The 22,777-nt window shown below is 33.3% G+C and carries 23 protein-coding genes; 17 read left to right on the forward strand and 6 right to left on the reverse strand.

Annotation, left to right across the window (positions count from 1 at the left end; translation table 11 throughout):
• Positions 1-88: 88 nt before the first annotated feature.
• A complete protein-coding gene (gene ribH, locus B0A66_RS09440) occupies positions 89-661 on the reverse strand; it encodes a 6,7-dimethyl-8-ribityllumazine synthase (RefSeq protein ID WP_089049611.1) in 573 nt (190 codons plus the stop codon).
• A gap of 87 nt (positions 662-748) precedes the next feature.
• Positions 749-1,528, reverse strand: coding sequence for a tetratricopeptide repeat protein (locus B0A66_RS09445; protein ID WP_089049612.1), 780 nt, complete (start codon positions 1,526-1,528; stop codon positions 749-751).
• Between the two features lie 381 nt (positions 1,529-1,909).
• Between B0A66_RS09445 and recF the strand changes: the two genes are divergently transcribed.
• From recF to B0A66_RS09500, 11 genes are all read left to right on the forward strand, one after another.
• On the forward strand, positions 1,910-2,989 hold the full coding sequence (recF, locus tag B0A66_RS09450) for a DNA replication/repair protein RecF (RefSeq protein WP_089049613.1): 1,080 nt from the start codon (positions 1,910-1,912) through the stop codon (positions 2,987-2,989).
• A 79-nt stretch (positions 2,990-3,068) separates the two neighbouring features.
• Positions 3,069-3,749, forward strand: a complete 681-nt coding sequence (locus tag B0A66_RS09455; RefSeq protein ID WP_089049614.1) for a DUF2461 domain-containing protein — start codon at positions 3,069-3,071, stop codon at positions 3,747-3,749.
• Between the two features lie 17 nt (positions 3,750-3,766).
• Complete coding sequence (locus B0A66_RS09460; RefSeq protein WP_089049615.1) at positions 3,767-4,825, forward strand: glycosyltransferase; 1,059 nt, start codon at positions 3,767-3,769, stop codon at positions 4,823-4,825.
• Between the two features lie 85 nt (positions 4,826-4,910).
• Positions 4,911-6,014 (forward strand): pyridoxal phosphate-dependent aminotransferase, encoded by a 1,104-nt coding sequence (locus B0A66_RS09465; protein ID WP_089049616.1) that lies wholly within the window; start codon positions 4,911-4,913, stop codon positions 6,012-6,014.
• A gap of 140 nt (positions 6,015-6,154) precedes the next feature.
• A complete protein-coding gene (murB, locus tag B0A66_RS09470) occupies positions 6,155-7,168 on the forward strand; it encodes a UDP-N-acetylmuramate dehydrogenase (protein ID WP_089049617.1) in 1,014 nt (337 codons plus the stop codon).
• 32 nt (positions 7,169-7,200) lie between these two features.
• Entirely contained in the window at positions 7,201-7,659 is a 459-nt protein-coding gene (locus tag B0A66_RS09475; RefSeq protein WP_089049618.1) for a GNAT family N-acetyltransferase, read from the forward strand.
• A gap of 11 nt (positions 7,660-7,670) precedes the next feature.
• Positions 7,671-8,285: an FMN-binding negative transcriptional regulator gene (locus B0A66_RS09480; protein WP_089049670.1), complete on the forward strand. Its 615-nt coding sequence runs from the start codon at positions 7,671-7,673 to the stop codon at positions 8,283-8,285.
• 83 nt (positions 8,286-8,368) lie between these two features.
• Positions 8,369-9,475 (forward strand): glycosyltransferase, encoded by a 1,107-nt coding sequence (locus B0A66_RS09485; protein ID WP_089049619.1) that lies wholly within the window; start codon positions 8,369-8,371, stop codon positions 9,473-9,475.
• On the forward strand, positions 9,466-10,017 hold the full coding sequence (locus tag B0A66_RS09490) for an RNA polymerase sigma factor (RefSeq protein WP_089049620.1): 552 nt from the start codon (positions 9,466-9,468) through the stop codon (positions 10,015-10,017). Before B0A66_RS09485 ends, B0A66_RS09490 begins: the two co-directional genes overlap by 10 nt.
• Positions 10,018-10,179: 162 nt before the next feature.
• Positions 10,180-11,004 (forward strand): energy transducer TonB, encoded by an 825-nt coding sequence (locus B0A66_RS09495; protein WP_089049621.1) that lies wholly within the window; start codon positions 10,180-10,182, stop codon positions 11,002-11,004.
• 170 nt (positions 11,005-11,174) lie between these two features.
• A complete protein-coding gene (locus B0A66_RS09500; RefSeq protein WP_089049622.1) occupies positions 11,175-11,555 on the forward strand; it encodes a PH domain-containing protein in 381 nt (126 codons plus the stop codon).
• An 86-nt stretch (positions 11,556-11,641) separates the two neighbouring features.
• Here the strand turns inward: B0A66_RS09500 and B0A66_RS09505 are convergent, their stop codons facing one another.
• The 3 genes from B0A66_RS09505 to B0A66_RS09515 all read right to left on the reverse strand — a co-directional run bounded on the left by B0A66_RS09505 (position 11,642) and on the right by B0A66_RS09515 (position 14,276).
• Positions 11,642-12,406 (reverse strand): toxin-antitoxin system YwqK family antitoxin, encoded by a 765-nt coding sequence (locus tag B0A66_RS09505; RefSeq protein WP_089049623.1) that lies wholly within the window; start codon positions 12,404-12,406, stop codon positions 11,642-11,644.
• A complete protein-coding gene (locus B0A66_RS09510) occupies positions 12,407-13,147 on the reverse strand; it encodes a hypothetical protein (RefSeq protein ID WP_089049624.1) in 741 nt (246 codons plus the stop codon).
• Positions 13,148-13,394: 247 nt separating this feature from the next.
• Entirely contained in the window at positions 13,395-14,276 is an 882-nt protein-coding gene (locus tag B0A66_RS09515; RefSeq protein WP_089049671.1) for a M48 family metalloprotease, read from the reverse strand.
• A gap of 330 nt (positions 14,277-14,606) precedes the next feature.
• Here B0A66_RS09515 and lipA point away from each other — a divergent pair, with 330 nt between their 5' ends.
• The 3 genes from lipA (at position 14,607) to B0A66_RS09530 (ending at position 18,849) form a co-directional block, all read left to right on the forward strand.
• Positions 14,607-15,473: a lipoyl synthase gene (gene lipA / locus B0A66_RS09520; protein WP_089049625.1), complete on the forward strand. Its 867-nt coding sequence runs from the start codon at positions 14,607-14,609 to the stop codon at positions 15,471-15,473.
• Positions 15,474-15,658: 185 nt separating this feature from the next.
• The gene (gap, locus tag B0A66_RS09525; RefSeq protein WP_089049626.1) at positions 15,659-16,657 is read left to right on the forward strand and encodes a type I glyceraldehyde-3-phosphate dehydrogenase; all 999 of its coding nucleotides are present in this window, start codon (positions 15,659-15,661) and stop codon (positions 16,655-16,657) included.
• A gap of 26 nt (positions 16,658-16,683) precedes the next feature.
• Positions 16,684-18,849, forward strand: a complete 2,166-nt coding sequence (locus tag B0A66_RS09530; protein ID WP_089049627.1) for a tetratricopeptide repeat-containing hybrid sensor histidine kinase/response regulator — start codon at positions 16,684-16,686, stop codon at positions 18,847-18,849.
• On the opposite strand, the gene lpxK is transcribed toward B0A66_RS09530, so the two are convergent.
• Positions 18,850-19,872 carry a tetraacyldisaccharide 4'-kinase gene (lpxK, locus tag B0A66_RS09535; RefSeq protein ID WP_089049628.1) on the reverse strand — a complete coding sequence of 341 codons (1,023 nt, stop codon included), beginning with the start codon at positions 19,870-19,872 and terminating at the stop codon, positions 18,850-18,852.
• A gap of 96 nt (positions 19,873-19,968) precedes the next feature.
• Between lpxK and B0A66_RS09540 the strand changes: the two genes are divergently transcribed.
• Genes B0A66_RS09540 through B0A66_RS09550 form a run of 3 tightly spaced genes read left to right on the forward strand, consistent with a single transcriptional unit; the run spans position 19,969 to position 22,750 of the window.
• Positions 19,969-21,063, forward strand: a complete 1,095-nt coding sequence (locus tag B0A66_RS09540; protein WP_089049629.1) for a Nif3-like dinuclear metal center hexameric protein — start codon at positions 19,969-19,971, stop codon at positions 21,061-21,063.
• A 3-nt stretch (positions 21,064-21,066) separates the two neighbouring features.
• On the forward strand, positions 21,067-21,846 hold the full coding sequence (locus B0A66_RS09545; RefSeq protein ID WP_089049630.1) for a zinc ribbon domain-containing protein: 780 nt from the start codon (positions 21,067-21,069) through the stop codon (positions 21,844-21,846).
• A gap of 52 nt (positions 21,847-21,898) precedes the next feature.
• Positions 21,899-22,750, forward strand: coding sequence for an alpha/beta fold hydrolase (locus tag B0A66_RS09550; RefSeq protein ID WP_089049631.1), 852 nt, complete (start codon positions 21,899-21,901; stop codon positions 22,748-22,750).
• The last annotated feature ends 27 nt before the right edge of the window (positions 22,751-22,777 follow it).

The raw sequence follows: 22,777 nt of genomic DNA on the forward strand, positions 1-22,777 counted from the left end.
TTTTGACCTACCTTAGTCATAAAAAAAACAAAAAACCTATACTATTTTTACACAGTATAGGTTTTAGTATTTTTAAAACGATTGTGTTTTATTCTTTTTCTAATTTTAATGGAGTCTCTTCAATCTGAAGCGCACCAGAAACTAATAAAGGCTGATTGAACGAATGTGATAATGAAGCCTGTTGACGAATGTACGCCATTTTGATAGCTGCAATTGCTGCTTCAGTTCCTTTATTTCCGTGAATTCCACCACTTCTGTCGATAGACTGTTGTATGTTGTTATCTGTTAAGACACAAAAAATAACAGGAATATCGGTTTGAACATTTAGATCTTTAATTCCTTGTGTAACGCCTTCGCACACAAAATCAAAGTGTTTGGTTTGTCCCTGAATCACACATCCGATAACAATAACTGCATCAACATTTTGCGTTTGAAGCATTTTCTTTGCACCGTAGATCAATTCGAAACTTCCCGGAACATTCCAGCGAATAATTTGCTGAGCAGGAACTTCATTATCAATTAATGCTTCAAAAGCACCATTATAAAGTCCTTCGGTAATCGTTTCATTCCACTCAGAAACAACAATCCCAAATCGAAAGTCTTTCGCATTTGGGATCGTGTTTTTATCGTATTCTGATAAATTTTTATTTTCAGTAGCCATCTGTATATTTTAGATTTTAGATATTAGACTTAAGATTTCAGATTCTGAAATACAAATCTACGATCTTAAATCTAAAATCTAATATTTTTATTGTGCTAATCCTATTAATCCATCAACAGAAGCAGCTTCCGGAGTTGTATCAAAGTTTTCTTTAATGTCTGTGAAGTATTTTAAAGCATCCTCTTTTTGTCCTAAAGTTAAGGCTGCTTTACCAGCTTTAAGTAAGAAACGAGGTGTTGTAAAATCATTTTTGTTAGACTCAGCCGCTTTAACATAATAGTCTAAAGCTTCTTTTTGTTGATTTTTTTGAGAGTAAGCATCTCCAATCGCTCCTTTTGCTAAAGCGCTTAAGATTACATCACTTGATTTAAAATCTCCTAAATATTTAATAGCCTCGTCAAATTTACCTGTATTTAGGTAAGCTATACCTGCGTAATAGTTTGCTAAGTTTCCTGCATCTGTACCAGAATACTCATCAGCGATTTTTACGAATCCGAATTTACCTTCAGAACCGTTTAAAGCCAATTTGTATAATGAATCACTTGCTACACCGTCAGTTGCTTTTTGAAAATTTTGTTGTGCAACAAACATTTCATTAGCAGCATCCTCTTGTTTAGGAGCTTCGATGAATTTTTGGTAAGCCAAATATCCAATAGTCGCTACAGCAATACCAGCAACTAAACCAATAATGATTTTTTGATTTTTAGCAACCCAGTCTTCCGTTCTTGAAGCTGTCTCATCTAATTTTGAAAATACACCAGCTGTTGTGCTGTCTTTCTCATCAATGATTACTTGTTGTTCTTCATTTACTTCTTTAACTTCTTTTTCTTTCGGTGCTTTATATCCTCTTTTATTGTAAGTAGCCATTTAAACATAATTTAGTGAACGGCAAAAATAAAATTTTTATTGAAACTGAAGTAAAAAAAATCAATTTTATATCTATTTCGCAAAAAATATTTTCAAAAATTACAACTCCTTTCTCTTTTGTCTTAAAATAATTCATACTGAAACACGCCAAAAGCCTTTTATATCGATAATTTTCGATAATTTGCACCTTCAAATTTTTGCTGTCCAAAACTTAGTTTTTCTTGGGGTTAAGACGTAATTTTAACTTCGAATTTCGAAGAATTTTACAAATTGAAGTGGTTTTTCTCGAAAAAGCCCTGAATCAAAATCCTAAAAACGTAATCTAAGCGTAATAATTACGTTTTTGAAACAGCAAATTTTACTTTTAGAGCTCCTTAAAAAATGCATTTAAACAAAATTTCTCTTTTTAATTATAAAAATTTCTCTGAAATCAGTTTTGAGTTTGACAACAAAATTAATTGTTTTGTCGGCAAAAACGGTATCGGAAAAACCAATGTACTTGATGCTATTTATCATTTGGCTTACGGAAAAAGTTATTTCAATCCGCTTGCTGTACAAAACATCAAACATGGGGAGGAGTTTTTTGTGATTGATGCCGAACTGCAAAAAAACGACCGAAGCGAACAAATTGTCTGTAGTTTAAAAAAAGGACAAAAAAAGATTCTGAAAAGAAATGGAAAAGCCTACGATAAGTTTTCAGATCATATTGGTTTTATTCCTTTGGTTATTATTTCGCCGGCTGATCGCGATTTAATCGTAGAAGGAAGCGAAACGCGCCGTAAATTTATGGACAGCGTAATTTCGCAATTAGACGCTACTTACCTGCAGGAACTCATTCAATATCAAAAAGTAATTGTGCAGCGAAATGCTTTGCTTAAATATTTTGCATTGAATCATGTTTTTGACAATGATACCTTATCTATATATAATGAGCAATTAAATGTTTTTGGTAAATCTATTTTTGAAAAAAGAAAAGTTTTCCTCGAACAGTTTATACCTATATTTAATATCCATCATCAAGCCATTACAGGATCTGAAGAAACCGTGCAATTAGTTTATGAAAGCCATTTGTTTGAAAAAGACTTACTAACTATTTTACAAGAGAACATTAATAAAGATCGTGCCTTGCAATACACGAGCGCAGGAATTCACAAAGATGATTTGTCCTTTGAAATTGACAAACATCCTATTAAAAAGTTTGGTTCGCAAGGACAACAAAAATCTTTTCTGATTGCATTGAAGCTGGCTCAGTTTGAATTTTTAAAAAAACAAAGCGGTGTAAAACCTCTTTTACTTTTTGATGATATTTTTGATAAGCTTGACGAAAGCCGAGTTGCTAAAATTATTGAAATGGTGAACAGCGAAACTTTTGGTCAGCTGTTTATCTCGGACACGCATCCCGAGCGAACAGAAGCAATTGTAAAATCGACGCATCAGAGTTATAAAATTTTCAATTTATAATTATGTCGAAATTCAAAAACTAAAAATCATTACTTTAGTACCAACAATACTTAATATGCAACTGCAATAACAACTGAATATGCTAACGAAAGAATCATTGCAATTTTTAGACGATTTAAAGAAAAACAACAATCGTGATTGGTTTCAGGAAAACAAAAAACGTTACGAAGTCTTTAAAAAAGATTACCATCAATTGGTAAGTGATTTTTTGGATGCAATGAAACCACTTGATCCTTCATTAGAATTATTAGAGGTTAAAAATTGTACGTTCAGAATCAATCGTGATATTCGTTTTTCTAAAGACAAATCGCCATACAAAGCGCATTTAGGTGTTTGGCTTTCATCTGGTGCAAAAGGTCAAAACAGATCCGGGTATTACGTGCACATCGAAAAAGGAGCCAGTTTTATCGCCGGAGGATTTTATTCTCCCGATGCTGACCAGTTAAAAAAAGTTCGTAAAGAAATTGCTTTTTTCCATGACGATCTGGAAGCTATTCTTGCTGATAAACATTTCAAAAAAGAATTCAAGAATTTTGATATCGATGATAACAATTCACTTAAAAACCCACCAAGAGGTTACGAAAAAGACCATCCCGCTATCGAGTTTTTAAAATTGAAAAGCTTTACAACAAGTCAAAAATTCGATATTGCTGAAGTAACGCAAAAAGATTTTGTTTCGAAAATGAGTCAAAAGCTGATTGCACTAAAACCGTTAAACGAATTCATCAATCGCGCTCTGGAAACAGAGGAAGAGTTCTAAAAAAATATTTTTATTTAATGAAAAGGAAAATACTTTTTCTGGGAGAATCTTATCGTGCTGATGCTATTACGTGGATGAATGGTCTGAAAGAGTTTGGCAATTTTGACATTATTACTTGGGAACTGCAAACACCAAGTAATTCAAAACTAAACCGATTCAAACGCATTTTAGAATACGGATTTGCTCCTTTCGCGATTCGGAAAATAGTACATCAGCAAAAACCGGATATGGTCATTGCGGAACGTACCACCAGTTACGGATTTCTGGCGGCTTTGTCAGGTTCAAAAACCATTGCCGTCGCACAACAAGGACGAACTGATTTATGGCCAGAAGGTTCTGTTTTATATCCGTTTAAAAAGTTTATTCAGAAATACGCGTTCAAAAAAGCACATTTAATTCACGCTTGGGGACCTGTTATGACGATTTCAATGAAGGAAATTGGAGTTGATATGAATAAAGTTCTAGTGCTGCCAAAAGGAATTAACTTATCGCTTTTCGCTCCTTCAACTAGCTTTTCTACCAAAATTGAAGCCATTGTAACACGATCGCTGCAACCTGAATACCGTCATGATTCTATTCTGAAATCGTTTGCCATTCTACATCAAAAAGGAATTGATTTTTCGCTAACAATCGTTGGTGACGGAACCCGATTAAATTTTTTAAAAGAGTTAGCCAAAGACTTGAAAATCGAAAACAAAGTGATTTTTACAGGACGAATTCCAAATACTGATCTTCCTGCTTTATTGCAACAAGCAAATATTTACATTAGCATGCCTATTACCGAAGGCGTTTCAGCATCTTTGTTTGAAGCGATGGCTTGTAATTGTTATCCTATCGTTTCGAATATTCCGGGAAATCAAAGCTGGATTACACACCGAAAAAATGGTCAGCTTATTGAAATTGATAATATCGAAATACTTGCCGAAGAATTGATTTGGTCTTTTGAAAATGCTGAATCCCGAAATAATGCAATCCTAGAAAACAGAAAATTTGTTGAAGCCAATGCTAATTATAAGACTAACATGAAGCTGATTGCAGATAAATACCACACGTTATTAGATTCCAGAAATCTTTAATCTTTAAAAAAGAATCAAAACGTAACTTTTTTCTTATTTTGCCGACATATTAACTGTTCCATTGTTTCATTTAATTACTAAGGTCATGAATAACAGAAGAAATTGGTTAAAACAAATAGGTTTAGGTGTTGTAGGTTTAAGTGTTTATCAACTTGAAGCTTTCGAGAAAAAACCAACACAAGAATATTTTCTGCCCAATATAGACAACGCTCCTATATTGTTAAGGTCTAATGAAAATCCGTACGGACCTTCGCCACTTGCGATAAGCGCCATGTCAAAAAGCATCAGCTTAAGCAATCGATATGGCTGGAATATTGCATCAGAACTTGTGACTGCTATTGCTAAAACCAATAAAGTTTCAGATCAGAATGTTTTGTTAGGAGCAGGATCAACTGAAATCTTGGATTTGGTTCTTCAATACGTTGCCTTAAAAAAGGGAAATTTTGTAATAGCCGAAACGACTTTTGATTACTGGACTTACCCTGCTGAAAAACTAGGCATCAAAAAAATAAGCATTCCGCTCACTAAAGACAAAAAACATAATTTAACGGCAATGTTACAAGCAATTGATGCAGATACCAAAATGGTTTACCTCTGCAATCCCAATAACCCAACGGGAACAATATGCGAACGCGAAAAATTAATATCGTTTATAAATGAGGCTACCAAAAAAACGCTAGTTTTCGTCGATGAAGCTTATATTGATTTTACAAAAGAAGAATCCTTGAGTGCTTTAATAACAGACAACAAAAACTTGATTATCACTAAAACCTTTTCCAAAATGCATGGTTTAGCCGGCGCACGAATTGGTTACGCCCTTGCCTCCTCTTCAACTATTGAGGAACTTTCAGCTTTAAAATCATCTCCAAATCTGTCTATTGCCACAGTAACAAGTGCAGGTGCAATGGCATCATTACAGGATGAAAAATTTGTTCAAAAAGTATTTACTTTAAATGAAGAAGTAAAAAAATATACAATTGAACAACTTACTAAGCTTGGTTTGACCTGCATTCCTTCTTTTACCAACTTCATTTACTTTTCGCTTGACAATTATAAAAAAGATTATTTTAAACAATTGACGGATCATAATATAATGGGAACTAAAATTTATGAATCTAACGGAAAATGGACCAGAATAACGATTGGCACGATGAAGGAAATGCAGCAATTTATTGCAGCTCTTCAATAAAACCTCATCAAAAATTTACTTAATGTCAGTTGCGGTTATTTTAACAATTTTGTTTGCTGATATTTTATAAAAATCAATCCAAATAAATTATAATCCTTACTTTTGAAACCAGAATTAATTCGACAAAAAGCCTTTTATATATGGAAATCCAATCCAATTTTTCTTTAAAAAAATTCAATACGTTTGGCATCGAAGCCAATGCTAAACAATTTGTTGCTGTGCACTCTGTTAAAGAATTAAAAACAATTTTAGAAGAAAATAAAAACGAGAAAAAATTTATTTTAGGAGGCGGAAGCAATATGCTTTTAACTAAAGATATTGATGCTTTGGTTATTCATATCGATTTAAAAGGGAAAAAAGTAATTAAAGAAGATGATGATTTTGTCTGGGTCGAAAGTCAGGCAGGAGAAACCTGGCATGATTTCGTTCTTTATACGATTGAGCAAAATTTTGGCGGTTTAGAAAATATGTCGCTTATTCCCGGTAATGTTGGTACAACACCCGTTCAGAATATTGGTGCTTACGGAACTGAAATCAAAGATACTTTTGTTTCGTGTGAAGCAATAAATATTGACTCCCTGGAATTAAAAACATTCACGAATGAAGAATGTAATTTTGGATACCGTGAAAGTATTTTTAAAAATGAAGTTAAGGATCAATATATTATTACATCCGTTATTTACAAACTGACGAAACGCAATCATAAAATCAATACCTCGTACGGAGATATTTTGGCTGAATTAGCCAAGAATAACATTACTGAACCCTCTTTAAAAGATGTTAGTAATGCTGTAATTACGATTAGACAAAGCAAATTACCTGATCCTAAAGAATTAGGAAACAGCGGAAGCTTTTTTAAAAATCCAATTCTATTAAAAACTGATTTTGAACCGATACATCATAAATTCCCTGAAATGAAATTTTATGAGGTTTCTGCGACTGAAGTAAAAGTTCCGGCTGGCTGGCTTATTGAGCAGGCAGGTTTTAAAGGAAAACGTTTTGGCGATGCCGGCGTTCATAAAAATCAGGCTTTAGTTCTGGTAAATTACGGAAACGCAACTGGACAAGAAATTTTAGCCGTTTCAAAAGAAGTACAAAAAACTGTTTTTGAAACCTTTGGTATTCATATCGAAGCTGAAGTAAATGTGATTTAAAAGCAATAAATTTTCAGACTATAAAGATATAAATGACCGAAAACATTTCCATAGAAATTATAAGTCCAAACGATGAAAAAGCATCGTCAATTATCGACGAATTGTCTTCAAATTTGTTTGTTCGTTTTGGAAGTGATGGCAAAAATTCTTTTACAGACTGGGAAAATGACAATTCTAAGTTTGTATTTGCTGTTGCAGTGCAAGATAATGAAATTGTAGGTTGTGGTGCCATTAGACCGATTGATGAAAATGTTGCAGAAGTTAAACGAATGTATTCTAAACTTCCACGAAAGAGAATTGGAAAGATGATTTTATCATTTTTAGAGGATAAAGCAAAAATCATAGGTTACACTAATCTGGTTTTAGAAACACGACTGAAAAATGACGAAGCAGTTTCTTTTTATCAAAAGCAAGGATATAAAGTAATTTCTAATTATGGAAAATATAAGGATCGTCCCGAAGCGATATGTTTTGGAAAATCTTTGATTTAAATAACAAAAAAATGTATACACCAAAAATTTACAAAGACGAAGATCCGGAATCAATCAGAACTTTTTTGAAAGAAAACAGTTTTGGCATTCTGATTAATCAGACCAATGGAAGATTGTGTGCAACACATATTCCGATTGAACTTGAAGTAAATGCTGATGGAAAAGAAATTTTGCAGGGACATATTTCAAAACTGAATCCGCAAGCAGACGGTTTTGCAGAAAACGATCAGGTTCTGGCTGTATTCTCTGGTCCGCATTCTTATATTTCCTCTTCCTGGTACGATCATGAAAATGTACCTACGTGGAATTACATAGCCGTACATGTTTACGGGCGAATCAAAATTATTGATGAAGCTACTGCAATAGAGCAGCTAAAAAAATTAGTCGACAAATACGAAGCCGGTTCTGAAAACCCTGTTCGTGTTGAAGATTTATCAGCAAAAACAATGCGTGAAGCAAGAGGAATCTTTGGTTTTGAAATTGAAATTGATGAAATTCAGGCTACCAAAAAACTCTCTCAAAACAGGGATGACCACAATTATAGCAATATAATTACAGAGCTAGAGAAAACAGAAAACCCTATGGCTATTGCAGTTGCAAAAGAAATGGGTAAATGCCGAAAGTAAATTAGTTAAAATTATCAAAAATTAAGAATTCATAAGTACATTTGCACTCGCAATATTCAGGAATTAAAAGACATTAAAATCAGATGCTTACAATTACTTTTTACTTTTTTATCGCTATTGTTGTCGTACAACTTTCTTATTATCTGGGGATTTTTGGGAAGTTTGCTTTTGGCAAACCTCAAACCATTGAGAAACAAAAAGTTCCGGTATCGGTAATTGTTTGTGCCAAGAATGAAGAGAACAACGTAAAGAACTACATTCCGCTATTAGCAGAACAAGATTATCCTGATTTTGAAATTGTTTTAATCGATGATGCTTCAAGTGATGAAACACTGGAAGTTTTTGAAGAATTTGAGCAAAAATACGACAACATCAGACTTGTAAAGGTAGAGAACAACGAAGCCTTTTGGGGTAATAAAAAATATGCTTTAACTTTAGGAATTAAAGCTTCAAAAAAAGAATATCTTTTGTTTACGGATGCTGATTGTTATCCTACATCAAAAGACTGGATTACAGCTATGTCATCTCAATTTACGGAGGAAAAAACGATTATATTGGGATATGGAGGTTATGAGAGAATTGAGCGTTCTTTACTTAACAAAGTAATTCGTTTTGAAACTATCCTAACGGCTGTTCAATATTTTTCATGGGCAAAAATAGGATTACCTTACATGGGAGTTGGCAGAAATCTCGCGTATAAAAAAGAAGAGTTTTTTAATGTAAATGGTTTTATAGAACACATTCAGGTTCGCTCCGGTGATGATGATTTATTTGTAAACCAAGCAGCTAATAAAAACAATACAGCCATTGCTTATCATCCTGATAGTTTTACATACTCAAGACCTAAAAAGTCATATAGCGAGTGGTTTACACAAAAAAGAAGACACGCTACTACGGCAAATCATTATAAGTTTTTTGATAAAATGCAATTAAGTATTTTTTATACTTCACAATTATTTTTCTTTTTATTAGTTATTCTTTTATTGTCTTTACAATTTCAATGGATCTTTGTATTGGCTTTACTGGCTACACGATACACTATTGCATGGATTGTAATGGGGGTTTCTGCCGGAAAATTGAAAGAAAGAGATTTGAGAATATGGTTTCCTATTGTTGAGATAGTACTTATATTCACGCAAATCAATATCTTTATAACTAATATCTTTTCAAAACCTGTACATTGGAAATAAACTCTAAAATAGAAAAAGCAAAAAAAGGCGATCAGATCGCCTTTACTTTTTTATTAGATTTTTACTGGAACGAGGTATACAGCTTTATGCTGAAACGTACTGAAAATGAAACGACTGCAGAAGACATTACCATAGAAACATTCTCTAAGGCTTTTGACAAAATAGGATCTTACAATCCTGAATTTCAGTTCAACACCTGGTTAATTGCCATTGCAAAGAATGTGTACATCGATTTACTTCGCAAAAAGAAAACCAATCTTTTTATTGAAATTACTGACGCTGAAGATCAGCAAGCCTATAATATTGCAGACACTTCTCTGTCTGCCGAAGATGCATTAATCAAAGAGCAAAACCTATCAAGACTCTTGCAATGCATCAAAGAATTAAAACCCCACTACCAGGAAGTTATTCAACTTCGCTACTTTCAGGAAATGACTTATCAGGAAATTGCACTCAAAATAAATGAGCCTTTAAGCAATGTAAAAGTAAAATTACTCCGCGCTAAAAAATTATTAGCAGAAATCATCGAACGTAATAGATAATTCATTATCTTTAGCTATACAATAAGATATAATTCTATTAACTCTTAAAAACTTAAACATTCCGCACACCCAACGTTCTTTTCGAAATTATTAGTTATCAACTAAACTAATTCCATTTGGCTTATGATTTAATTTTACTTAACCTTAAAACCCCCTTAAATTATGTCTAAATCAAGTATCTACGAAACCAAGTGGACCGATCTTGTCTTCGAAAACAAAAACAAAGAGTATGGAGCTTACCAATTGCGTCAGGAAAGTTCAAAAACATCTGTTACAGCATTATTTTTAGGAGTATTATTAGTTACCGGCCTTGGAAGCGCATCTATGTTATTGAATAAATTCAAAGCAGAAAATGTACCAGGCATAACTTTAGCTCCTAGTGATCCACTTGTATTGGTTAACCTTGACCATATTGTCGAGCCCAAGAAACAAGATCCAATTTTACCTCCTCCAAGAGTTGAAGAAGCAGCACCAGCATCTACCAGTGTACAATTGACAAATCCAGTTGTAGCTAAAACAGCAGACGCTACAACTTCTGTAATTGCAACGAACAAGGATAATACGCCAACAACAAATAATCCTGAAGGAACTGGAGACAATCTTAATACGCCACCACAAGTAAGCGGCGGCGGAGAGAATATTTTACCTGTAGATAAGCCTACTGGCCCTTATTCTCCTAGAGTATTGGATAAAATGCCGGAATTCCCAGGCGGAATAACTAAATTTTATACTTACGTTGGAAACAATTTTGCAAGACCAGAATTAGATGCTGAAAAAATTCTTAAGGTTTATGTTTCTTTTGTAATTGAAAAAGATGGTTCTATTACAGATATTAAAGTTGTAAACGATCCGGGTTACGGAATGGGAAAAGAAGCTATTCGCGTCTTGAAATCACTAAGAACAAAATGGATTCCAGGTGTTCTAAACGGAGAACCGGTAAGAACAGCCTACAATCTGCCAATAACAGTAAAAACAGAATTACAATAAAAAAATAAAAATACAAAAGCAGAATTTAGGTTCTGCTTTTTTTTATGCTCTTTAGTTAAAAAACGCTTTATAATCTTTTCATAACCTCTAGAATAAACCGACTAAATCTAGTACATTTACAGAACACTAAAAGATTAGGAAGATTTTTATTATAATTAAAAACTACAAAAATGGGAATATTTTCAGCTATTCTTGGGAACGCAGGTTCGGTAAGCCAAGAAGATTTAACTAAAAAATACGAGCAATTATTAACGGAAAACGAAGTGTTCGAAATGGGTTTTAAGTTAATCCGTGATACTTTTATTTTTACGAACAAAAGATTAATTCTTGTTGATGTACAAGGATTAACAGGAAGCAAAACAGAATACAAATCGATTGCTTACAAAAGCATTACCCGCTTTAGCGTTGAAACTGCCGGAACTTTTGATCTGGATGCAGAATTAAAAATTTGGGTTTCAAGCGAATTACAGCCAAGCATTGTAAAACAATTTAATAAATCTGTAAACGTGTATGATGTACAAAAAGTACTGGCATTTCACGTTTTAGGTTAATACAAAAAACAACAAACCCGACAAATTTTGAAACTTGTCGGGTTTTGTTTTTAAATCTTTATCGAATTTCTTTACGCACAAGTATATCAGTTTACATATACATCAAAAGAAACAACCTTGTTTAGAGTCGGAGTTACTTTATCCTCAAACTGGTATTGAGCTACTATTTGAATTCTATTAAGTCCTTTTTTAGTTAAAACTTCCTCAACAATAATCTCTGTTGGTAATTTACTTTTAATAATTCTTTTTGCTTTTGAATTATCAGCACCAACAGTTTCTATTTTAAAAGTTCTTTTTGCATAGGGAATATTGGCTACTAAGTAATTGTAGCGTATAGTATCACCAATTTTTAGAATATCAACCGTTTTAATTCCGTATTGTTTATTATTTACAAGTTTATATTGGTCAATTGGCCAAATTGAATAGCCATCATACATCTTCACTACTTTGTCATTAAATTTAATGATGAAAGCTGTTTTTCCAAGACTATCGCACATAATATATTTGTCCATTAATCCATTTTGATTATAATACGTGCATTCTAAATTTATCTCGCTATTTTTTCTATAAAACACAGATTCCAACTTACCATTATCATAATAATAAAAGCAATTTCCATTTGGTTCATTATCAACAAATTTACCTTCGGAAATTTTAATTCCTTTTTCATTATAACGTGTAAATTTCCCATGAAAAATTGTATCGCCGTTTCTTAACACATATTCATTTGTACGCAATAATTGACCTTCAGCGTTATATTTTTTTAAGGCGTATACCTTCTCATCTCTAAAATAGAGAAATACAGCAATTAGTCCCGATACTATGAGTATTATTAAAAATTTGCTTTTCATTTATTTGTTTTTTTGTTGAGATTCATAAATATCTCTTCTTACTTGTACATTTTTATTTGGATCATTAGGATCTGTAAAAACATTTACCATTTCTGTTTGGTCTTTTACTTCGCTTTTTCTAAATGCTTCTTCTGCTGCTGGTTTTACTTCTTTTATAAAATTTGCAAAATTATCAGCAGATGTAATAGCATCATTCATTTTATCATCCTTTGTAGGTTTTCCTCCATTTGTTCCTTTTCCGTTTGAAGAACTGCCTTTTACTTCAAAACCGAGTATGGCGATTAGAGCGAATAATGCGCCTCCAAAATCAATCCACGTAACATATCTTCCTCCTCTCATTAATGAGTCTGGATTTTGACTGAAGCCTCCGTCTGCAAATGCATATCCTCCGCCTAATTTAGTAGATTTTTTCTGAAAATTATAAAGAATCTCTCCGTTATAAGTAATTTGTTTGGTGTCGCCATCCAGCAACAATCTGTCACCATTGAGAAATGTTTTCCCCCACGTATGACCGAGATTTTTGTAATGATCAATTTTGGCGTGTCCGTCGAGCCAGATTATTTCACCTGTTTCTTTATTTCTGTACCAATCAAATGGCGTTCGTCCGTCAAAATCTACTAACCGTAGTAAAGCTGCATTGTAAGCACCATAGGATTTAAACTGCCCTAAGTCTTTGTCTGAATTATTATTACGAAAACAACTCCCCGTTCCATGCTCATCAAAATCAAAATCGAAATTCATAATAAATATAATTTGTAAGTTATTGTGTTTTATTCTTACAATTATATCTTTAAATAACCATGTCCACAATACCCACTTTCCGTGATTTTTTAAAAATACCGGAAAGTGGGTATGGCTAACGTAAAAGAAAAATGAACTTCATTCAACAAAAAAAGCAGTAAACTTACGTTTACTGCTTTTTAAAATTTGTGCTTTTATTTTAATTAATCCTACATTAATCTTTTGAGGATCAATGACTCTTAAAAAACTATTTCTTTTTAGTTGTTGTTTTTTTAGTCGTAGTTGTCTTTTTAGTTGTCGTCGTTTTCGTAACTACTGGAGCTGTATTTACAATCTTTTGCTGAACATACGGCTTATACATACCGTCTTTCTCTGCTCTTGCTTTAGCATCTTCTGCTCTTTGTTTAGAATCAGGATGCGAACTCATCATTTTTTCAATAAAAGATGCTTCTGCTCCTTCGCTCATTTTTGCTAAAATTCTAAATGCAGATTCTTCGGCATTTACATTATAGCCATTCTTTTTCATAAAATCATACGAAAACAAATCGGCCTCAGCTTCTTGCTTTCTACTGTGTTTACTATCGATCAAAGCACTTCCAATTTTTCCTAACTGACTATCAGTAACAGCAGAAATCTTTGTAGATTGTGAAGCAACTCCATCAATCAAAGCTTCTTTTTGATACGCGGCACGCATAGCATCTCTTGAATCGTTGTTGGCAACGTGACCAATTTCATGGCCAATTACAGCAAGTAATTCATTATCGTCCATGATGTCCATTAGACCAGAATATACACGAACACTTCCGTCTGCTGTTGCAAAAGCATTTACATCTTTAACTTTATACACTTTGTAGTTTAAAGTATATCCTTCTCCTGCTGTATGTTTACCAAAAAGTCTGTTCAATCTTAAAGTGTAAGGATCTGTAGGTCCCGCTACTTCATTTTCAGCATCTAATTTTACAACAGCTTCTTTAGACAATGCTGCAGCATCGGCATTACTTAATGTAAAACCTGCTACTCCTTTTTGAACTGCGCCTATTGCTTTTTCACCAAAATTAATTTGTGCATTTACACTCGTTATTCCAAAAGTCGCAAATAAAACTCCTAATACTATAAATTTCTTTTTCATGTTTTTTACCATTTACTGTTTATCAACAAATGTACTACGAACAAAACGACGATTTTGTACCATTTGAATCATTTTTTTAACAATTAAAGATATAAAATTTAAATGAGTTAAAATCAAGCAGATATAACAATTCTACTCTAGTATTTTATGCACACAACAGAAACGTAAAAAATTAAGCAAAATCATTTCATTAAAACCATATTTTTAACATTTTAATCACATCAACATAAATTTGCATTAGAAGATAGAATCGTTCTATCATCAAATTAAATCTTAAACGAATCATCAAATAAACTACATTCCTTATCTTTGTGTTTTGAATTTTGATATATGGAAACAGTCATTGAAAATATACCAACGGGAAAACCTAAATGGTTAAAGGTTAAACTTCCTATTGGACAAAAATACACTGAACTTAGAGGTTTAGTAGATAAATACAGCCTAAACACTATTTGTACCTCAGGAAGCTGCCCAAATATGGGAGAATGCTGGGGCGAAGGAACGGCTACTTTTATGATTTTAGGAAATGTTTGTACACGTTCTTGCGGATTTTGCGGTGTAAAAACCGGAAGACCGGAAACGGTAGATTGGGACGAGCCGGAAAAAGTGGCGCGTTCTATAAAAATCATGAACATTAAACATGCTGTTATCACAAGTGTTGACAGAGATGATTTAAAAGATGGAGGTTCGATAATCTGGATTGAAACCGTTAAGGCTATCCGAAGAATGAATCCGAATACTACTCTTGAAACGCTGATTCCTGATTTTCAGGGAATGGAAAGAAACCTTGACCGAATTGTAGAAGCAAATCCTGAAGTAGTTTCACACAACGTTGAAACGGTTCGCCGTTTAACACGTGAAGTACGTATTCAGGCAAAATACGATCGTAGTCTTGAAGTTTTAAGATACCTGAAAGAAAAAGGAATCAACAGAACAAAATCCGGAATCATGTTGGGTCTTGGTGAAACAGAAGAAGAAGTTTTTCAGACTATGACAGATTTACGCAATGCAAATGTTGATGTTGTTACGATTGGTCAATACCTGCAGCCAAGTAAGAAACATTTACCTGTAAAAGAATTTATTACACCGGAGCAATTTGCCAAATATGAAAAATTTGGTTTAGAATTAGGCTTCCGCCATGTAGAAAGCGGACCTCTTGTTCGTTCTTCATATAAAGCTCAGAAACACATTTTATAAAAAGTGTTGAATCGTTAATTTGTTTAATCGTTAAATCGGTTGATTAACTAAATCGAAAATTGAAAGATTGTTTTATTCAATCTTTCAATTTTTTAATTTTTCAATCAGAAATAAACAAATTAACGATTTAACGATTTAACGATTTAACGATTAAACAAATCACCGATTAAACACATCATCACGCATTGAAAACTAGAATTGCTATTAACGGTTTTGGAAGAATTGGCCGAAATTTATTTCGTCTTCTTTTAAACCACCCTGAAATTGAAGTCGTTGCCATCAATGACATCGCTGATACTAAAACCATGTCGCATTTAATAAAATACGACAGTATTCATGGTGTATTGCCGTTTAAAGTTAGTCATGATGACGAAAGCATTATTATTGACGGAAAGCATTATTTGTTTTTTCATGAAAAGAGTATCTCAAATTTAGATTGGAAAAGTCACAATATTGATTTTGTAGTTGAGTCTACAGGAAAGTATAAAACGCACGAAGAATTAAATGCGCACCTTATAGCAGGAGCAAAAAAAGTAATTCTTTCTGCTCCATCTGAAGTAGATACTATAAAAACGGTAGTTCTAGGAGTAAATGAAAGTATTCTGGACGGAACTGAAACTATAATTTCAAATGCAAGCTGTACTACTAATAATGCCGCACCAATGATTAAAATCATTGATGAATTATGCGGAATCGAGCAAGCGTACATTACAACAATACATTCGTACACTACAGATCAAAGTCTTCACGACCAACCGCATAAGGATTTACGTCGTGCAAGAGGAGCAAGTCAGTCGATTGTTCCTACAACTACAGGTGCAGCTAAGGCATTAACGAAAATTTTTCCTAAATTGCATGAAAAAATCGGAGGTTGTGGAATTCGAGTACCTGTTCCGGATGGTTCGTTAACCGACATTACGTTCAACGTAAAACGCGCCGTAACTATCGAAGAAATCAACGCCGCTTTTGAAAAAGCCTCAAATACTTATTTAAAAGGAATATTAGATTATACAGAAGACCCGATAGTTTCTGTTGATATAATAGGCAATACTAATTCTTGTTTATTTGATGCGCAACTGACTTCTGTCATTGATAAAATGGTAAAAGTTGTTGGCTGGTATGATAACGAAATTGGCTATTCATCCCGATTAATTGACCTGATTTTACTAACAAAAACAAAATAGATTCATTGTAAGGAGCTTTGTGATACATGAAATACTACCTTTTAATTCTGATTAGTTTTACTTCATTTTTGTATTCTCAAACTAGACAGAATACAGATAGTGTTTCTTATTACAATAAATTAGCCAATTCTAATCTTCAAGATAAAAAGTACAATCAGGCTGTTCTCCTAACAAAAAAATCTATTGCTTTTTGCCTCAAAAATGATGAATCTGAGCAATTAGCCAATCAGACTTTTAAACTTGGAAAAATTTATTATACCCAACGAAATTATGAAGAAGCATTAAAAAATCTTCATGAGAGTGTTTCGTTATTTGACCGCGTCAGACCAACAGCTACAAAAGCTTTGGCATTGCATTATATTGGCGTAGCTAATACAGCAAAAGGCGATCATAAAACGGCTGCCATTTATTACAATAAAGCAAAAAATCTTTTAAAGCAATTAAATATAATTGATAGTGCCGAAGTATTGAATTACCAAAAAGCATTGGCATTAAAACAAAACAGAAACTACAGTGCCGCTATAAGACTTTTTCAGGAAATAACAAGAAAGCCCAGTGAGCCCTTCAATCTAAAAACCAAAACTGATTCTTATTATCAGCTGGCTTTAATTGAAACGCACCTCAAAAAAAATGATTCTGCCAAGATTTATTTTGATAATGCGTTAAAACTTACCGAAAAGACAAACGACCTGATTCAAAAATCAAAAATTGTTTTAGCGATAAGTATATATTATAAAGAAAACAAAAACTACGATCTTGCTTATTCTTATCTCGAAGAACATTATCAGCTTGAGAATTATATCTTAAAACTGAAAAATGCGAAACTAGATGTAGATGAGTTTCAGAAATTTAAAAAAAATCAATCTTTAAACAATACGATAAAACGCGAGAGTGAAGAAAAAATTCAGCTAAAAACATATCGTTATTCTAAACTGGTAAGCATTCTGGCGATTGCACTAATTTCTATTTTATCGCTTTTAAGTTTGGCTTTGTATAAAAACAACATCATCAGAAATCAGAACAATTTACTTTTAAGAGAAAAAAACAAGGAACTTATTCTGGCTAAAAATAAAGCTGAAAAAGCATCTAAAGCCAGATCTGAGTTTTTATCTACTGTAAGTCATGAACTTCGTACGCCTCTTAATGCCATTAACGGTATTACACATTTACTACTTGAAGACGGGCCAAAAAAGAAACAATTAAAATACCTGGAATCATTAAAATTTTCCGGAAACTACCTGACAACGTTTATTAATGAAATACTGGAGATTAATAAAATAGATTCGACTAAAGTTGAAATAGAACATATTTCTTTCAATTTAAAAGAATTGCTTTTCAATATTCAGATTTCATTAAAAGAACTGGCAACCGCAAATAAAAATTATTTTAATCTTGAAGCTGACCCGTCGATTCCTGATAATTTAATTGGCGACCCGACCAAAATATCGCAAATTATACTGAATCTCATTAACAATGCTTTAAAATTTACTCAAAACGGACATGTTAATGTAATTGCCAAATTGCATTCCAGAACTGAGGCAGAAGTAACTGTTTATTTTGAAATTGTAGATACCGGAATTGGTATTCCTGAAGATAAATTGCAATCTGTTTTTGAGAGTTTCTCGCAAGGATCAATCGAAGTCAACAGAAAATATGGCGGTACAGGATTAGGTCTGACGATCGTCAAAAAACTAATTGAACTTTTAGGAGGCGAAATACAACTCAAAAGCGAAGTGGGAAAAGGCTCTACTTTCACATTTAAACTTGATTTTAAAATCAACAATGAACCGTTGCAACCTGTTATCGAAACTAAATTATACGATGATAATCAATTAAAGAACAAATCGATTTTGCTGATTGAAGACAATAAAATAAACCAAATGATTACGCGAAAAATGCTGGAGAACAAAGCTATAACTTGCGAAATCGTGGATAATGGTGAAGATGCTGTCAAAATTTTAAAAGTAAAGCGTTTTGATATGATTTTGATGGATGTTCATTTACCCGGAATAAACGGAACAACAGCCACAAAGCAAATCAGAGAATTTGATCAATCGACACCCATTATCGCACTTACGGCTATTTCGCTTGACGAGAACAGAGATACACTTTTATCTTTTGGAATGAATGATGTGATTACCAAACCTTTTGTTCCTGATGAATTTTACAGCACCATCGCACGCTTTTTTTAATTACGATTTCACATTGGCTTCAACATAATCCAAAATCGTTGTATCAAAACTTTGCTGTTTGTTTATAAATGTACTTTTTATGGGTAAGTAATAAAGTTGGGAAACCAATTTTGAATCTTTCAAACGAACATAGTCTTTCTCTGTAGTAATGATTTTTTTTCCTTGAGCTTCTTTTTGAATGTGATCTAAATCTGTTTCCGAAAAATGATGATGATCCGGAAAAGTCAAACATTGATCTTCGTCATTTTTTAGATATTCAAAAAACGGCGCCGGTTTTGCAATTCCTGCCAAAAGCAATTTTGACTCACTTTTAATTTCGTTAACGGCAATTTTTTCATTTTCACCATAAACTTCATTATCGTAATCAATAAAGGTAAAATACAATTGCTGCGAAGAATTCAATTTTAATTTCTGACGTATTTCTTCTTGTTTCTCATCGGATAAATCTTTTGGGCATTTTGTAACAATTACAATACTTGCTCTTTTTGCTCCTCCTCTACTTTCTCTTAAATTTCCTGTTGGAAGCATAAAATCATCTGCATACAAATCGCCATAAGCCGTTAGCAAAATATAAAATCCGGCTTTTACCTTGCGATGCTGATAAGCATCATCGAGCAACACAACTTGTGGTTTTTCCTTATTAGAAAGTAATTGTGTGATTCCGTTTGTACGATTGGCATCTACTGCTACTAAAATGGACGGGAATTTTTGATAATACTGAAAAGGCTCGTCACCTAAAATCATTGCATTTGAATTGGAATCTGCTAACACAAAACCTTCCGACTGGCGTTTGTAACCACGACTTAAAGCGGCAACCTTATAATGATCTTGCAATAACCGAATCAGATATTCTATTTGAGGTGTTTTTCCTGTTCCGCCAACACTCAAATTTCCTACCACGAGTACAGGAACATTAAATGATGTAGATTTGAGAATTCCTTTATCAAAAAGAAAATTTCTAATGGCGGTAATGAATCCGTATAAAATTGCGAACGGAAAAAGTATTTTTCGAAGTAAGTTCATTTTACGAAAGTATAATTTTTTTCGTTAATTTGTGACAAGTTTCTAGTTCCAAATCATCTATAGAAATCTGAAACTCTCAACCTGAAACACACTAAAATGAAAATCAAAGATATAATTACGGTTCTCGAGGAAATGGCTCCTTTGGCTTATGCCGAAGATTTTGACAATGTTGGCCTTTTAGTTGGTGATACCGAAACTGAAAGTACGGGCGTTTTGGTTTGCCACGATGCACTGGAAAATGTAATTGAAGAAGCGATCACTAAAAAATGTAATCTTGTGGTTTGTTTCCACCCTATTTTATTCTCCGGAATTAAAAAAATAACGGGTAAAAATTATGTTGAGCGCGCTATTCTAAAGGCAATAAAAAATGACATTTCCATTTATGCCGTTCACACCGCATTAGACAACCATTCACAAGGAGTTAATAAAATATTTTGTGATGCTTTGGGTCTGGAAAACACAAAAGTATTAATTCCGAAGCAGCAATTTATTAAAAAGTTAGTTACTTATACCGTTCCTGAAAATGCCCAAAAAGTACGCGAAGCATTGTTTGAAGCTGGTGCAGGAACAATTGGAAATTATGACAATTGTAGTTATAACTCTACTGGTACAGGAACCTACAAAGGAAATGCGGAGAGCAATCCTGTAATTGGTGAACGTAATAAACTGACCGAAACAGAGGAAATAAAAATCGAAGTTACTTTTGAAAAACATTTACAATCTAAAATTCTGAAAGCACTTTTTACCAATCATCTTTATGAAGAAGTAGCATACGAGATTTACGATTTGCAAAATTTACATCAAAATATTGGTTTAGGGATGATTGGCGAATTCGAAAAAGCGATGACTGAAAAAGATTTTTTACATTTTGTAAAAGACATTATGATTGCACGCGGTATTCGTCATTCTGCTTTTATTGGAAAAAAAATAAAGAAGGTAGCCGTTCTTGGTGGTTCTGGAAGTTTTGCGATAAAAAATGCAATTAATGCCGGAGCAGATGCTTTTTTAACTGCTGATTTAAAGTATCATCAGTTTTATGAAGCCGAAAATCGACTACTTTTGGCAGATATTGGTCATTTTGAGAGCGAGCGCTATACAAAAAACTATATTGTTGATTATCTTCGAAAAAAAATTCTTAATTTTGCAATCATTTTATCAGAAGAAAATACAAATCCAGTTAAGTACTTATAGAATATGGCGAATACGAAAGAGTTAAGTGTTGAGGACAAGTTAAGAGCAATATACGATTTACAGCTTATTGACTCCAGAATTGACGAAATCAGAAACGTAAGAGGGGAACTTCCTTTAGAAGTAGAAGATTTAGAAGATGAAGTTGCAGGTTTGAGCACTCGTTCAGAAAAACTGAAAAGTGAACTTGAAGTGATTGAGGATCTTATCAAGGTTAAGAAAAATGCCATTGATGAGCACAAGGAGGTTATTAAAAAATACACTAAACAACAAGAATCAGTTCGTAATAACAGAGAATTTAATTCTTTGACTAAAGAGGTTGAATTTCAAGAATTAGAAATTCAATTAGCTGAAAAGCAAATCAAAGAAATGAAAGCTTCTATCGAGCATAAAAAAGAAGTTATTTCTAATTTAAAAGAAAAACTTGACGCTAAAAGTTCTCATCTAAAACATAAAAAATCTGAATTAGATGCGATTATGTCTGAGACTCAAAAAGAAGAAATCTTCTTATCTGAGAAATCTGCTGAATTTTCAGCTCAAATCGAAGAAAGATTATTAGCTGCTTATACAAGAATCAGAACTAGTGTTCGTAATGGTTTAGCTGTAGTTTCTATCGAAAGAGGAGCTTCTGCAGGATCATTCTTTACTATTCCACCACAAACACAAGTAGAGATTGCTTCAAGAAAGAAAATCATTACTGATGAGCATTCTGGAAGAATCTTGGTTGACAGCGCACTAGCTGAAGAAGAAAAAGAAAAAATGGAGCAATTGTTCTCTAAATTCTAATACATTGTCCCGATCTGATCGGGACTTTTTTTTATCATTAAACTTTACTGTTTTGGGACTTAAAAAAGGGATTCGTTTTATTACGATAAAATCTATTGGTCAATATATAAACTTTCTGAGCTACGTTCGACCTCAAAAAGCGATAGCGCTTTCTTACGCTCTTTTTAGCCAGCCACGAGAAGGGCGATTACTCAAAAGCAGTTTACCCGAAATATTACAAAATACAGAAACAGAAACGTTTCACCATAACGAACATCATTTTCAGACGTATATCTGGAAAGGAAATGAAATCAAAATCCTTCTTGTGCACGGTTGGGAAAGCAATGCTTCGCGCTGGCAGAAAACCTTACCGCATCTTCAAAAATCAGGAAGTACCATTATTGCTATTGATGCTCCGGCTCACGGACAGAGCAGCGGGAGAGAATTTAATATTCCACTTTACGCTGAATTTATTAATAAAGCAGTAGAAAAATACCAACCGACTATAATTATCGGACATTCTCTAGGTGGCGCGGCATGCGTTTACCATCAATACTTATTTCCCAATACAAGCATTAATAAAATGGTGATTCTTGGAGCTCCATCAGACTTAAAAACGCTAATCGACAATTACATTTCGATGCTGAGTCTGAATACCCGAATGTTTTCACTTTTAGACCGCAATTTTGCGAATCGCTTTAATTTCAAAATAGAAGATTTCTCAGGACAAAAATTTGCTTCACAATTTAATGTTTCCGGTTTAATTGCACACGATACCACAGACGATGTAGTAGCTTTTGAAGAAGGTAAGAAAATTGCAAGTAACTGGAAAAACAGTCAGTTTATAGAAACCAAAGGTTTAGGTCACGGAATGCATGATGACGAATTGTATCAGAAAGTGATTGAGTTTTTGTTTTCAGCTTAATTGCAAGGTTCAAAGGTACAGAGGCGC

Source organism: Flavobacterium hercynium (assembly GCF_002217285.1).
Taxonomy (GTDB): domain Bacteria; phylum Bacteroidota; class Bacteroidia; order Flavobacteriales; family Flavobacteriaceae; genus Flavobacterium; species Flavobacterium hercynium.